At 72.4% G+C, this 15,798-nt stretch carries 1 protein-coding gene; it reads left to right on the top strand.

The window, feature by feature from the left end; translation table 11 throughout:
* Window positions 1–31: 31 nt before the first annotated feature.
* The gene (locus EKH77_RS02235; protein ID WP_240667684.1) at window positions 32–15,754 is read left to right on the top strand and encodes a type I polyketide synthase; all 15,723 of its coding nucleotides are present in this window, start codon (window positions 32–34) and stop codon (window positions 15,752–15,754) included.
* Window positions 15,755–15,798: the final 44 nt, after the last annotated feature.

Genomic DNA, 15,798 nt, shown 5'->3' with positions numbered 1-15,798 from the left:
ACGACGAACCGATCGCCATCGTCGGCATGGCCTGCCGCTACCCCGGCGGCGTCGCGTCCCCGAGGACCTGTGGCGGCTGGTCGTCGACGGCGTCGACACCGTCTCCGACCTGCCCGTCGACCGCGGCTGGAACGTCGAGGACCTCTACGACCCCGAGCCGGGCAAGGACGGCAAGAGCTACACGCGCCGCGGCAGCTTCCTCCACGACGCGGCGGAATTCGACCCCGGGTTCTTCGGCATCTCGCCCCGCGAGGCCACCTACATGGACCCGCAGCAGCGACTGCTCCTCGAGGTGTCCTGGGAGGCGATGGAGCGCGCCGGCATCGACCCGGCCACGCTCAAGGGCAGCAGGACCGGCGTCTTCGCCGGTGTCATGTACCACGACTACGCCCTGAACGTGTCGCCCTCGGGCACCAGCGGAGGCAGCGTCGTGTCCGGCCGCGTCTCCTACACCTTCGGTTTCGAGGGTCCGGCGGTGACGGTGGACACGGCGTGCTCGTCGTCGCTGGTCGCCCTGCACCTGGCGGTGCAGGCGCTGCGCTCGGGCGAGTGCTCGCTGGCGCTGGCCGGCGGTGCGACGGTGATGTCGACGCCGGGCATGTTCATCGAGTTCAGCCGCCAGCGCGGGCTCTCCGCGGACGGCCGCTGCAAGGCGTTCGCCGGCGCGGCCGACGGCGTCGGCTGGTCCGAGGGCGCGGGCGTCCTCCTCGTCGAGCGGCTCTCCGACGCCCTGCGCAACGGCCACGAGGTGCTCGCGGTGGTGCGGGGTACAGCGGTGAACCAGGACGGGGCGAGCAACGGCTTCTCCGCACCCAACGGCCCCTCGCAGCAGCGGGTGATCCGCCAGGCCCTGGAGAACTCCGGCATCGCGCCCACCGACGTCGACGCGGTCGAGGCCCACGGCACGGGCACGACGCTGGGTGACCCGATCGAGGCGCAGGCGCTGCTGGCCACCTACGGCCAGGACCGGCCGGAGGACCGGCCGCTGTGGCTGGGCTCGGTGAAGTCCAACATCGGTCACGCGCAGGCGGCGGCCGGTGTCGCGGGCGTCATGAAGATGGTCATGGCGATGCGGAACGGTCTGCTGCCCAAGACCCTGCACGTGGACGAGCCCTCGCCGCACGTCGACTGGTCCGCCGGTGCCGTGGCACTGCTGACCGAGCCGACCGCCTGGCCCGAGACCGGACATCCGCGACGCGCGAGCGTCTCGGCCTTCGGTATCAGCGGCACGAACGCGCACGTGGTCCTGGAACAGGGCCCGTCGAAGTCGACGTCTTCGACGTCGCAGCCGGAGAGCGTCGAACCGGACGGAGATACGGCCGGTGACACGGCCGACGTCGTGCCGTGGCTGGTCCACGCCGCCACGCCGGAGGCGCTGCGCGCCCAGGCCGGCCGACTCCGCTCGTTCGTCGCGGCCCGCCCGGAGCTCACGCCGTTCGAGGTGGCGCACTCGCTGGCCACGACCCGAGCGCCCCTGGAGTACCGCGCGGTCGTCGTCGGCACGGACCGCGCCGAGCTGCTCGACGGACTCGAGGCCCTCGCGCACGGCGAGTCCGTACCCACCGCCTTCACGGCCTCCGCGCGCGGCAACGACTCGACGGCGGTGCTGTTCTCGGGCCAGGGTTCGCAGCGGCTGGGCATGGGCCGGGAGTTGTACTCCCGCTTCCCGGTGTTCGCCGACGCGTTCGACGCGGTGTGTGCGGGGCTGGACGAGCACCTTGAGCGTCCGCTCCGGGGTGTTGTCTGGGGTAGGGACGAGGAGCTGGTCAACCAGACTTTGTATGCCCAGGCCGGGTTGTTCGCGGTCGAGGTGGCGTTGTTCCGGTTGGTGGAGTCGTGGGGTGTGCGGCCGGAGTATGTGGCCGGGCACTCGATCGGCGAGGTGGCGGCGGCATACGTCGCCGGGGTTTTCTCGCTGGCGGACGCGTGTGCGTTGGTGGCGGCTCGTGGTCGTCTGATGCAGGAGCTTCCTGCCGGTGGTGCGATGGTGGCGGTCCAGGCGACGGAGGACGAGGTCCTGCCGCTGCTGACGGATGATGTCACGATCGCGGCTGTCAACGGCCCGTCGTCGGTGGTGGTGTCGGGAACGGAGGAGGCGGTCGCGAGGATCGCCGAGCGCTTCGAGACCGAGGGGCGTAAGACGAGCCGGCTGCGCGTCTCGCACGCGTTCCACTCGCCGCTGATGGAGCCGATGCTGGCGGAGTTCCGGGAGGTCGTGGCGGGCCTGTCCTTCGACGCTCCGGCCATTCCGGTCGTCTCCAACCTCACCGGCGCGCTGGCGACGGCCGAGGAGATCGGGTCCGCCGAGTACTGGGTGCGGCACGTCCGCGAGGCGGTCCGCTTCGCGGACGGAGTCCGCACCCTCCTCGGCGAAGGCGTGAGCCGCTTTCTGGAGCTCGGCCCCGACGCCGTGCTCACCGGGATGGTCAAGGACACCCTCGGCGACGACGCCGTGGACGCTGCCCTGACGGTGTCCGCCCTCCGAAAGGGCAGGGACGACGTCGCGAACCTCGCGAACGCTCTCGGCCGCCTGCACGTGCATGGTGCCTCCGTGGACTGGCACGCGTACTTCGCCGGCCCGAGCACGCGCCGTGTCGATCTGCCCACCTACGCCTTCCAGCGCGAGCGGTACTGGGTGAACGCCACGACCGGCACGGGCGACCTGAGCGCCACCGGTGTGGACACGGTGGCGCACCCGATGCTGGGTGCGGTCCTGCGGCTGCCCGACTCGGACGGCGTGGTCCTCACGGGCAGGCTGTCCGTGTCCTCGCACCCGTGGCTCGCCGATCACGCGGTGCGGGGCACGGTCCTCGTGCCGGGCACCGGGTTGCTGGAGCTCGCCGTCCGGGCCGGTGACGAGGTCGGCTGCGACGTGCTGGAGGAGCTGACGCTCGCCGCGCCGATGGTGCTGCCCGAGCGCGGCGCGATACAGGTCCAGGTCGTCGTGGGCACGGACGAGGCCGGGCGTCGCCCGGTGGCCGTGTACTCGCGGCGGGAGGACGCGGGCGACCGCGCATGGGTCCGCCACGCCTCCGGGTTCCTCACGGCTGATACTCAGAGGGCGGCGTTGTTCGACCTGAGCGCCTGGCCGCCGGCCGGTGCCGAACCGGTGCTGCTCGACGGCGCGTACGAGGCGCTGCGCGAGCACGGCTACGGCTACGGTCCGGTGTTCCAGGGCCTGCGGGCCGCGTGGCGGGTGGGCGATGAGCTGTTCGCGGAGGTGGCGCTGCCGGAAGGCACCGATGGTGGGGCGTTCGGTCTCCACCCGGCGCTGCTGGACGCTGCCATGCACGCCGCGATCTTCGTCGGCGCGGGCGACGGCGAGACCCGAATTCCGTTCGCGTGGACCGACGTTGCCTTGCACGCCGTGGGCGCTTCGGCGGTCCGGGTGCGCCTGTCGCGGCTCGACGGCGGCGGGCTGGCGTTGGCAGTCGCCGACACGACCGGGCGACCGGTCCTGTCCGTGGGCTCGATGGTCGGCCGGCCGGTGTCGGCCGAGCAACTCGACGCGGGCGACGGCCCGGGCGAGTCGCTGTACGGGATCGAGTGGTCCGGTGCGGCGGTGGCGGATGGTGCTGCGGCGGTGTCGTGGGCGCTGTGGGACGAGGCCATGGACGCGGAGTCCGGCGCTGTGCCGGATGTGGTGGTGCTGGACTGTGGTGCGGTGACGTCGGAGGGCGATGTGCCCGGCGACGTACGGGCCGTGCTGCACCACGTACTGGAGGCGATTCGGCGCTGGCTGTCCGACGAGCGCTTCGCGGGCTCGCGGTTGGCCGTGGTGACCCGCAACGCGGTGGCTGTGGCTGATGGTGTGGCGTTGGACGTGGCACAGGCTCCGGTGTGGGGTCTGGTGCGTTCGGCGCAGGCGGAGAACCCGGGTCGGTTCGTCCTGGTGGACGCCGATGGCGAGCCGGGGGAGGCGCTGGTCGCGGCGCTGGCTTCGGGTGAGCCGGAGGTGGCGGTGCGCGGCGGTGAGGTGCTGGTGCCGCGCCTGGTGCGCTTGGCTCCTGCGGTTGAGGCAGCGGAAGTCTCCCTCGATGTCGAGGGTGGGGTGCTGATTACCGGTGGTACGGGTGGTCTGGGCGCGGTTGTGGCCCGTTACCTGGTCGCCGAGCACGGGATCCGGCACCTGACGCTGACGAGCCGTCGGGGCCTGGAGGCCCCGGGTGCGTCGGAGCTCGTGGCGGAGCTGACCGCTGCGGGTGCTGACGTGCGCGTCGTCGCCTGCGATGTGTCCGATCGTGGGGCGCTGGCCGCCGTGGTGGACGGAATCACCACCGACCGGCCGCTCACCGCAGTGGTCCACGCTGCCGGAATCGGTGACAGCGCACTGGTCGACGCTCTGACGCACGAGCAGGTGCACTCCGTGCTCGCGCCGAAGGCGGACGCGGCGTGGTGGCTGCACGAGCTGACCCGTGAGATGGACCTGGCGGCGTTCGTCCTGTTCTCGTCCGCCGGAGGCCTCGTGCTGACGGGCGGACAGGGCAACTACGCGGCCGCCAACGTCTTCCTCGATGCCCTGGCGCAGCAGCGCCACACCGAGGGGCTGCCTGCCACCGCGATGGCGTACGGCCTCTGGGAGGTCGGCGCCGGGCTCGGCCAGTACCTCAGTGACATCGACCGCAAGCGCATGGCCAACCAGGGCGTCCCGGCTCTCTCCTACGAGGCCGGTCTGGAGCTGTTCGCGGCCGGGCTGCGGTCGCCGCGGCCCACGGTCGTCCCCATCCACGTCGACACGGCCGCCCTGCGCAACCGTACCGACGAGATCCCCGCGCTGCTGCGCGGCCTCGCCCCTGTGGCACGCCGGTCGGCGGCCGCCGGGGACGGCGTGGCGGCGGGCGAACCGGCTGGCTTCGAACAGCGGCTCGCGGGACTGTCGGCGAACGAGCGGAACCGTGTGGTGCTGCAGATCGTGCGCGGTCAGGTCGCGGCGGTTCTGGGGCACGGTTCGGCCGATGCGATCGGTCCGGACCGGGCGTTCCAGGAGCTCGGTTTCGACTCCCTGGCGGCGACCGAGCTGCGCAACCAGCTCAACCGCATCACCGGTCTGCGCCTCCCCGCCACGCTCGTCTTCGACCACCCCAACTCCCGGGCCGTCACCGACCACATCGAGGGCCGGCTGGCCCCGGTGGCGGACGGGCACGGCGCGGAGGACGAGATCCGCAGGGCATTGCAGGCGATTCCGACGAACCGGCTGCGCGACGCGGGCCTGATGGACAGCCTCCTCGAACTCGCGGAGGCGGGAGATCTACCGACCGACCCGGACGCGGAGGAAGTCACCGACGAGACCGACGACACGGACAACGGCGACGGTGACGCGCTGCTGGCCGCCCGCAGGGAGACCGCCCGGCTCCGGAAGCACAACCGCGAGCTCTCCGCGGCCCGGCACGAGCCCATCGCCATCGTCGGCATGGCCTGCCGCTACCCCGGCGGCGTCGCGTCCCCCGAGGACCTGTGGCGGCTGGTGACGTCCGGTGGAGACGCGATCTCCGCGTTCCCGGACGACCGTGGCTGGGAGGGCTTCCAGGACGCGGGCCAGTACCCCCGCCTGGGCGGGTTCCTCGACGAGGCGGCCGGTTTCGACCCCGCGTTCTTCGGGATCTCCCCGCGCGAGGCCCTCGCCATGGATCCCCAGCAGCGGCTCACCCTTGAGCTGTCCTGGGAGGCCCTGGAGCGGGCGGGCATCGACCCGACCTCGCTCAAGGGCACCCGGACCGGCGTCTTCGCCGGTGTGATGTACCACGACTACCCCGGCAGCGACGGCAACGGCAGCGTGGTGTCCGGCCGGGTCTCCTACAAGCTCGGCCTGGAAGGGCCCGCCGTGTCCGTGGACACCGCGTGCTCGTCCTCCCTGGTCGCGCTGCACCTCGCCGTGCAGTCCCTGCGGCAGGGCGACTGCTCGCTCGCGGTGACCGGCGGTGTCACCGTGCTGTCGACGCCGGGCGTGTTCGCGGAGTTCGGCCGCCAGGGCGCGCTCGCGTCGGACGGCCGCTGCAAGTCCTTCGCCTCGGCCGCCGACGGCACGGGCTTCTCCGAAGGCGCCGGCTTCCTCGTCGTGGAACGGCTGTCGGACGCCCTCCGCAACGGTCACCCCGTGCTCGCCGTGGTCCGCGGCTCCGCCGTCAACCAGGACGGCGCCTCCAACGGCCTGACGGCGCCCAACGGCCCGTCCCAGCGCCGCGTCATCCGCCAGGCCCTCGCCAACGCCCGCCTCGCCGCCGACCAGATCGACGCGGTCGAGGCCCACGGCACGGGCACGACGCTGGGTGACCCGATCGAGGCCCAGGCGCTGCTGGCCACCTACGGCCAGGACCGGCCGGAGAGCGAGCCGCTGTGGCTGGGCTCGGTGAAGTCCAACATCGGTCACACGCAGGCCGCCGCAGGCGTCGCGGGCGTCATCAAGATGGTCATGGCGATGCGGCACGGCGTCCTGCCCTCCACCCTCCACGTGGACGAGCCGTCGTCGAAGGTCGACTGGTCCGAGGGAAGCGTGCGCCTGCTGACGGAGACCAGGGAATGGGGTACGAACGGCCGTCCGCGCCGCGCGGGCATCTCGTCCTTCGGCATCAGCGGCACGAACGCGCACGTCCTGGTCGAGCAGGCACCGCCGGTGGCGATCGAGGAGGAGAGGGACGCGGCACCGGTCGTGGTGCCGTGGCTGCTGTCCGCCCGTGACGAGACCGCGCTGCGGGCGCAGGCCGAGCGCCTGCTGACCCTGCTGGACTCCGGGGCGCAGCAGCACAACCCGCTCGACGTGGCCTTCTCCCTCGCCACGACCAGGGCCGCCCTCGACCACCGCGCGGCGGTCGTCGGCGCACAGCCGGACGAACTCGTCGCCGGCCTGCGGGCCCTGGCCCGCGGCGAGGCGGCGGCGCACGGCTCGCGGGCCGAGGGACTGCTGGCCGTGCTGTTCTCGGGTCAGGGTTCGCAGAGGCTGGGGATGGGGCGGGAGCTGTACGCCCGGTTCCCGGTGTTCGCGGATGCGTTCGACGCGGTGTGCGCGGGGTTGGATGGGCGCCTGGACCGGCCCCTGCGGGACGTGGTCTGGGGTGAGGACGAGGAGCTGATCAACCAGACTTTGTATGCCCAGGCCGGGTTGTTCGCGGTCGAGGTGGCGTTGTTCCGGTTGGTGGAGTCGTGGGGTGTGCGGCCGGAGTATGTGGCCGGGCATTCGATCGGCGAGGTGGCGGCGGCGCATGTGGCCGGGGTTTTCTCGCTGGCGGACGCGTGTGCGTTGGTGGCGGCTCGTGGTCGTCTGATGCAGGAGCTTCCTGCCGGTGGTGCGATGGTGGCGGTCCAGGCGACGGAGGACGAGGTCCTGCCGCTGCTGACGGATGATGTCACGATCGCGGCTGTCAACGGCCCGTCGTCGGTGGTGGTGTCGGGAACGGAGGAGGCGGTCGCGAGGATCGCCGAGCGCTTCGAGACCGAGGGGCGTAAGACGAGCCGGCTGCGCGTCTCGCACGCGTTCCACTCGCCGCTGATGGAGCCGATGCTGGCGGAGTTCCGGGAGGTCGTGGCGGGCCTGTCCTTCGACGCTCCGGCCATTCCGGTCGTCTCCAACCTCACCGGCGCGCTGGCGACGGCCGAGGAGATTGGGTCCGCCGAGTACTGGGTGCGGCACGTCCGTGAGGCGGTCCGCTTCTCCGACGGGGTGCGCACCCTGGAGGCGGAAGGTGTGACCCGCTTCCTGGAGCTCGGCCCCGACGGTGTCCTGACCGCCATGGCCGAGGCTTCGCTCACCGGCGAAGCCGGCGTGATCCCCGCTCTGCGGCGGAACCAGGCCGAGGAAACCGCTGTCGTGGATGCCCTCTCCCGGCTGCACACCTCCGGTGAGCAGGTGGACTGGGCGGCGTTCTTCACCGGCACCGGTGCCCGTCGCATCGACCTCCCCACCTACGCCTTCCAGCACCAGCGCTTCTGGCCGGCGGTGATGACGCCCCTCGGCATCTCGTCCGAGGGCGGGCACCCGCTGCTGGGCGCGGCGGTGGAGCTGGCCGGCTCCGACGGCGGCTTCCTCTTCACAGCGCGGCTGTCGCTCCAGACCCACGCCTGGCTGGCGGATCACGCTGTCATGGGGTCGGTGCTGGTGCCGGGAACAGCGCTGGTGGAGCTGGCGTTGCGGGCCGGTGACGAGGCCGGTTGCGGCCTGCTGGAGGAGCTGACGCTGGCCGCGCCGCTGGTTCTGCCCGAGCGGGGCGGCGTGCAGGTACAGGTCCGGGTCGGCGAGCCCGACGAGACCGGCCGCCGGGCCGTGACCGTCCACTCCCGGCCCGACGACGGTCAGGACCAGCCGTGGACGCTGCACGCGCAGGGCACACTGGCCGACGGAGTCGGCTCCGCCGTCGCGTTCGACACGACGGTATGGCCGCCGGAAGGCGCCCAGCCCCTCGATGTGGCAGGTGGCTACGAGCGGTTCGCCGAGGCCGGTTTCGCGTACGGTCCGGTGTTCCAGGGTCTGCGGGCGGCGTGGAAGTTCGGCGACGAGGTGTTCGCCGAGGTCGAGTTGCCGGAGGACGTGGACGGCGGCGCGTACGGTCTGCACCCGGCGCTGTTCGACGCGAGCCTGCACGCCGCTGCCTTCAGCGGTGGCGAGGGTGAGGGCCAGGGCGGAGTCCCGTTCTCATGGACGGGTGTCTCGCTGCATGCCATGGGGGCTTCGGCCCTCCGGGTCCGCATCCGTACGGCCGCCGACGGCGGGCTGTCCATCGCCGTGGCTGACACGGCGGGCGTGCCTGTCGCTTCCGTCGAGTCGCTCGTGGTCCGTCCGATCGCGGCCGATCAGCTCAACACAGTCGACAGGGACTCGCTGTTCCGGCTCGACTGGACCCCGGTCCAGGCCACGGACGCCGAAGCCGTGTCGTACGTGGATCTCGACCAGCTGAGCGAGACGGATGCCGCTGTCCCTGCGGCAGTCGTGGTCGACGTCGTTGGCGAGGCAGACGTAGTGGGTTCGACGCACGAGCTCACCGCCCGTGTTCTCGGTCTGCTGCAGTCGTGGCTCGCGGACGAGCGGTTCGCGGACTCGCGTCTGACGTTCGTCACGCGTGGTGCCACCACGGGCCGTGATCTGGCCGGTGCGGCGGTGTGGGGCATGGTCCGCTCGGCGCAGTCGGAGAGCCCGGGCCGGTTCGGTCTGGTGGATCTCGATGGTGATGCCGATGCCTCGGTTCTGTCCCGGGCACTGGCCGTGGACGAGCCGCAGGTGCTCGTCCGGGATGGCGAGGTGCTGGCCGCTCGGCTGGCGCGGGTGCAGAAGCAGGCGTCGGCGGAGGTCTCGTGGAGTCCTGACGGCACGGTCCTCATCACAGGCGGTACGGGTGGCCTCGGCCGCATCGTCGCCCGGCACTTGGTGAGTGTGCATGGCGTGCGCAGCCTTCTCCTGGTGAGCCGTAGCGGTCTGGCCGCCGAGGGCGCCGAGGCGCTGGTGGCCGAGCTGGAGGGCAAGGGCGTCGACGTGGCCGTGGAAGCGTGCGACGTCACGGATCCGGCCGCCGTGGCCGATCTCGTCTCCCGGCACGGCCGCATCACCGCCGTCGTGCACACCGCTGGTGTGCTGGACGACGGAGTCGTCGCTTCCCTCACCCCGGATCGTGTTTCCGCCGTCCTGCGGCCGAAGGTCGACGCTGTCTGGAACCTCCACGAGGCCACCAAGCACCTCGACCTCGACGCGTTCGTCGTCTTCTCTTCCGTCGCCGGTACCTTCGGCAGCGCGGGTCAGGCGAACTACGCGGCGGGTAACGCCTTCCTCGACGCGCTCGTCGTGCGTCGCCGGGCCGAGGGGCTGCCGGGTGTGTCGCTGGCCTGGGGCCCGTGGGCCCAGGACAGCGGCATGACCGGCACGCTGAGCGAGGCCGAGGCCGGGCGGATGACCCGCGCGGGCATGCCGCCGCTGTCGCCCGAACAGGGGCTGGCGCTGTTCGACGCGGCGCTGGCCGGTGCCGTCGCCGGCGGTGAGGCAGCGGTGCTGCCCGTCCGCCTCGACCTGCCGGTGCTCCGGAACCAGGGCGAAGTGCCCCCGCTCCTGCGCGGGCTCATCCGTACGCGGGCCACGCGCCGCGCGGGCACAGCTGCAGCCTCCGGGCTGATCCAGCGCCTGGGCGGGCTGTCCACGCCCGAACGGCGCGAGGCTCTGCTCGACGTCGTGCGTGGACAGATCGCGACGGTCCTGGGCCACGCCGGTTCCGCCGAGGTGGACCCGACGCGGGCCTTCCAGGACCTCGGCTTCGACTCCCTCACGGCTGTCGAACTGCGCAACCGGCTGGGTTCGGTGACCGGCCTCCGGCTGCCGGCCACAGTGGTGTTCGACTACCCCACGGCGGAGGCTCTCGTCCGTTTCGTGCTGGATGAGCTGTTCGGCGGGGACACCGAGGCCGAGGCGGTCGTCCCGGTGCGGGCGCTCCCGTCCGTCGCGGACGATCCGGTGGTGATCGTGGGTATGAGCTGCCGCTTCCCGGGCGGGGTCTCGTCGCCCGAGGACCTGTGGCGGCTGGTGTCGGACGGCGTGGACGCGGTCTCGGGCTTCCCGGCCGACCGCGGCTGGGACCTCGACGCTCTCTACAACCCCGACCCCGACCACACGGGGACCGTCTACACCCGTGAGGGCGGCTTCCTGCGGGAGGCGGCGGAGTTCGACCCGGCGTTCTTCGGGATGAGCCCTCGTGAGGCCCTGGCGACGGACTCGCAGCAGCGGCTGCTCCTGGAGGCGACGTGGGAGGCGATCGAAAGGGCCGGCGTCGACCCGGTGTCGCTGCGCGGCAGCCAGACGGGCGTCTTCGCCGGCGTGATGTACAACGACTACGCCAACCTTCTCTCCGGCCCTGAGTTCGAGGGCTATCAGGGCAGTGGCAGTGCGGGCAGTGTGGCGTCGGGCCGGGTGTCGTACACCTTCGGCTTCGAGGGCCCGGCGGTGACTGTCGACACGGCGTGCTCGTCCTCGCTCGTCGCTCTGCATCTGGCGGCGCAGGCGCTGCGCTCTGGCGAGTGCTCGCTGGCGCTGGCCGGCGGTGTGACGGTCATGTCGACCCCGACCACGTACATCGAGTTCTCGCGTCAGCGCGGCCTCTCCCCGGACGGCCGGTGCAAGGCGTTCGCGGACGCGGCCGACGGCGTCGGCTGGTCCGAGGGCGTGGGCATGCTCGTGCTGGAGCGCATGTCGGACGCCCGTCGCAACGGCCACCGCATCCTGGCGACCGTGCGGGGTTCGGCGGTCAACCAGGACGGTGCGTCGAACGGTCTGACGGCGCCGAATGGTCCGTCGCAGCAGCGGGTGATCCGCCAGGCGCTCGCGAGTGGCGGGCTGTCGGCCGGTGATGTGGATGTCGTCGAGGCGCATGGTACGGGTACGACGTTGGGTGACCCGATCGAGGCGCAGGCGCTGCTGGCGACGTATGGTCAGGGGCGTTCGGAGGAGCGGCCGTTGCTGCTCGGTTCGGTGAAGTCCAACCTCGGGCACACGCAGGCGGCGGCGGGCGTGGCCGGGATCATCAAGATGGTCATGGCGATGCGCCATGGCGTCCTGCCGCGGACGCTGCACGTCGACCAGCCGTCCTCTCACGTGGACTGGTCGGCCGGCGCTGTGGAACTGCTGACGGAGCGGACCGTCTGGCCGGAGGGTGAGGGGCCGCGTAGGGCGGGTGTGTCGTCGTTCGGCATCAGCGGGACGAACGCGCACGTGATCCTTGAGCAGGCCGACCCGGAGCCGGAGCCTGAGCCGCAAGGCGACGACACCCCCGCGTCGGGTGCGGTCGTTCCCTGGGTGCTGTCGGGCAAGACCGAAGCCGCTGTGCGGGATCAGGCTGCGCGCCTGCTGGCGCACATCAGCGGAAGCCGGCCGACGGATGTCGGATTCTCGCTGGTGTCGAGCCGGTCGAGCTTCGCGCACCGGGCCGTCGTACTGGCAGCCGACGCGGAGTCGTTGACGGGAGCGCTCGCGTCACTGGCGTCGGGTGAACCTGGCGCCGGTGTGGTCGAGGGCTCGGTCGGCTCGGGGAGGACGGCACTGCTGTTCTCGGGCCAGGGCTCCCAGCGGCTCGGCATGGGACGGGAGCTGCACGCCCGTTTCCCCGTTTTCGCCGACGCGTTCGACGCCGTGTGCGCGGGCCTGGACGAGCACCTGGACCGCCCCCTGCGGGAGGTCGTCTGGGGCGAGGACGAGGAGCTGATCAACCAGACCGTCTACACCCAGGCCGGGCTCTTCGCGGTCGAGGTCGCGCTGTTCCGGCTGGTGGAGTCGTGGGGCGTGCGCCCGGACTTCGTCGCCGGGCACTCGATCGGCGAGGTCGCGGCCGCCCACGTCGCGGGTGTCTTCTCGCTGGACGACGCCTGCCGGCTCGTCGCCGCTCGCGGGCGGCTGATGCAGGCCCTGCCCTTGGGCGGGGCGATGCTGGCCGTCCGGGCCACGGAGGACGAGGTCCTGCCGCTGCTGACGGACGACGTCTCGACAGCGGCCGTCAATGCCCCGTCGTCGGTCGTGGTCTCGGGCGCGGAGGAAGCGGTGGCAAGGATCGCCGGGCACTTCGAGGCCGAGGGTCGCAAGACCAGCCGCCTTCGCGTCTCGCACGCCTTCCACTCCCCGCTGATGGAGCCGATGCTGGCGGAGTTCCGGGAGGCCCTGGAGGGCATCTCCTTCGGCGCCCCGGCCGTCCCGGTCGTCTCCAACCTCACCGGCGACCTCGCCAAGCCCGAGGAACTGGCCTCCGCCGACTACTGGGTGCGGCACGTCCGTGAGGCGGTCCGCTTCTCCGACGGGATACGCACCCTTCAGACCGAGGGCGTGACCCGCTTCCTGGAGCTCGGCCCCGACGGCGTCCTGACCGCCATGGCCGAGGAGTCCCTGACCGACCCGGCCACCCTCGTCCCCGCGCTCCGCAGGAACCGGGACGAGGAGACGGCGATCGTCAGCGCGCTCGCCGAACTCCACGTCCACGGTGGGAAGGTGGACTGGACAGCGTTCTTCACGGGGGCGGATGCGGGCGCGCGGCGCGTGGACCTGCCGACGTACGCGTTCCAGCACCAGCGGTTCTGGCCCACGGGCACGGCCGTACGCGCCGGGGACGTCCGGTTCGCGGGCCTCGGCTCCGCCGAGCACCCGCTGCTGGGCGCGGCGGTGGAACTGGTCAACACCGATGGCTTCCTCTTCACGGGCAGGCTGTCCGTCCAGTCCCACCCCTGGCTGGCGGATCACGCTGTCATGGGGTCGGTGCTGGTGCCGGGTACGGCGCTGGTGGAGCTGGCGTTGCGGGCCGGTGACGAGGCCGGTTGCGGTCTGCTGGAGGAGCTGACGCTGGCCGCGCCGCTCGTCCTGCCCGAGCAGGGCAGTGTCCAGGCGCAGGTCTGGGTCGGTGAGCCCGACGAGGCGGGCCGTCGCGCGGTGACGATCCACTCCCGTACGGGAGAGGAGCCGTGGACGCTGCATGCCAGCGGTTTCCTCACCGCGAGCGCCGCGCAGACGCAGGAATTCGATGCCGCAGCGTGGCCGCCGGCCGGAGCGGAAGCGGTCGATGTGGCGGGCGCCTACGAGCGGTTCGCGGAGGCCGGTTTCGCGTACGGTCCGGTGTTCCAGGGCCTGCGGGCGGCGTGGAAGCTCGGCGACGACGTGTTCGCCGAGGTGGCGTTGCCCGAAGGCACCGACGGTGGGGCGTTCGGCCTCCACCCGGCGCTGTTCGACGCGAGCCTGCACGCCGCCGCCTTCAGCGGCGGTGAGGGCCAGGGCGGAGTCCCGTTCTCGTGGACGGGCGTCTCGCTGCATGCCACAGGCGCTTCCGCCGTCCGGGTCCGCATCCGTACGGCCGCCGACGGCGGCGGGGTGTCGATCGCGATCGCCGATACGACGGGCGCGCCCGTGGCCTCCGTCGAGTCGCTCGTGGTCCGGCCCATCGCGGCCGACCAGCTCAACACAGTGGACAGGGACTCGCTGTTCCGGCTCGACTGGACTCCGGTCCAGGTCGCGGACGTCGAGGCCGTGTCGTACGTGGATCTCGACCAGCTGAGCGAGACGGACGCCGTCCCTGCCGCGGTCGTGGTCGAGGTCAGTGGCGAGGCTGATGTGGTGGGGTCGACGCACGAGCTCACCGCTCGTGTTCTCGGTCTGCTGCAGTCGTGGCTGGTGGAGGAGCGGTTCGAGGAGTCGCGTCTGACGTTTGTGACACGCGGCGCCACCACGGGCCGTGATCTGGCCGGTGCGGCGGTGTGGGGAATGGTCCGCTCGGCGCAGTCGGAGAACCCGGGCCGGTTCGGCCTGGTGGATCTCGACGATGATGCCGACGCCTCGGTTCTCTCCCGCGCGCTGGCCGTGGACGAGCCCCAGCTCCTGGTCCGTGGCGGCGAGTTCCTCGCCGCCCGCCTCGCCCGGGTGACGGCCGAGCCGGTGGCGGACGCCCCCTGGCGCCCCGACGGTACGGTCCTCGTCACCGGCGGCACGGGCGGCCTGGGCCGCATCGTCGCCCGGCACCTGGCCACCCACCACGGCGTACGCGACCTCCTCCTGGTGAGCCGTAGCGGTCTGGCCGCCGAGGGCGCCGAGGCGCTGGTGGCCGAGCTGGCCGCCGAGGGTGTCGACGTGGCCGTGGAAGCGTGCGACGTCACGGACCCGGCTGCCGTGGCCGATCTCGTCTCCCGGAACGGTCGCATCACCGCCGTCGTGCACACCGCCGGTGTGCTGGATGACGGAATCGTCGCCTCCCTCACCCCGGATCGTGTTTCCGCCGTCCTGCGGCCGAAGGTCGACGCTGTCTGGAACCTCCACGAGGCCACCAAGCACCTCGACCTCGACGCCTTCGTCGTCTTCTCCTCCGCCGCGGGCACCTTCGGTACCCCCGGCCAGGCGAACTACGCGGCCGGCAACGCCTTCCTCGACGCCCTGGCCCGGCACCGCCGGGCCGAGGGACTCGCGGGAGCGTCGCTCGCCTGGGGCCCGTGGGCCCAGGACAGCGGTATGACGGGCACGCTGACCGAGGCCGACGTCCAGCGGATCGCCCGGACGGGCATGCCGGAGCTCTCCGCGGAGGAGGGCGTGGCACTGTTCGACAGGGCGCTGGCCCTCGCGGACGAGCCGGTGACGTTGCCCCTGCGGCTGGACCTCGCGGCGCTGCGCGCGCGGGGTGAGGTGCCGCCGTTGCTGCGCGGCCTGATCCGGACGCCGGCGGGCCGGCGGGCGGCCTCCGCCGGGGCCGGTGGCGGCGCTGCCGCCGCCGATCTCGCCCAGCGGCTGTCCGCGCTCTCGGCGGCGGAGGGGCGCGAGGTGCTGCTGGACGCCGTCCGGGGGCAGATCGCGACGGTCCTCGGCCACGCCGGCGGCGCGGAAGTGGACCCGGCCAAGGCGTTCCGGGACCTGGGCTTCGACTCCCTCACCGCGGTCGAGCTGCGGAACCGGCTCAGCGCGCTCACGGGCGTCCGGCTGCCGGCGACGCTGCTCTTCGACTACCCGACGGCCGGGGAGCTCGTGGACCACCTGTACGCCAAGGTGGCCCCGGCGGACTCGCCCGCCGGTCCGGAGGCGGTCCTGGGCGAGCTCGAGAAGCTCGAGAAGGCCTTCCTCGGTCTGGAGGTCACCGAGGAGATGTTCGAGCGGGTCGCCGGCCGTCTGGAGGTGCTCCGGTCCAAGTGGGGCGCCCTGCGCGACGGCGGCAAGGGAGCGGGTGCCGGGGACGCGACCGGCTCCGGGGAGGACGCGGAGTTCGACTTCGAGTCCGCCTCCGACGAGGACGTCTTCGACCTCCTCGACAACGAGCTCGGCCTCTCGGACGAGATCTGACACCAGCCCCGAATAGCGCTGCCCGTACCGGAATCCCGGTACGG

Source organism: Streptomyces luteoverticillatus, from assembly GCF_003970715.1.
GTDB classification, from domain to species: Bacteria; Actinomycetota; Actinomycetes; order Streptomycetales; family Streptomycetaceae; genus Streptomyces; species Streptomyces abikoensis.
Note: the sequence above shows the minus strand (reverse complement) of the source record. Positions and strands in the feature narration are given on the sequence as shown.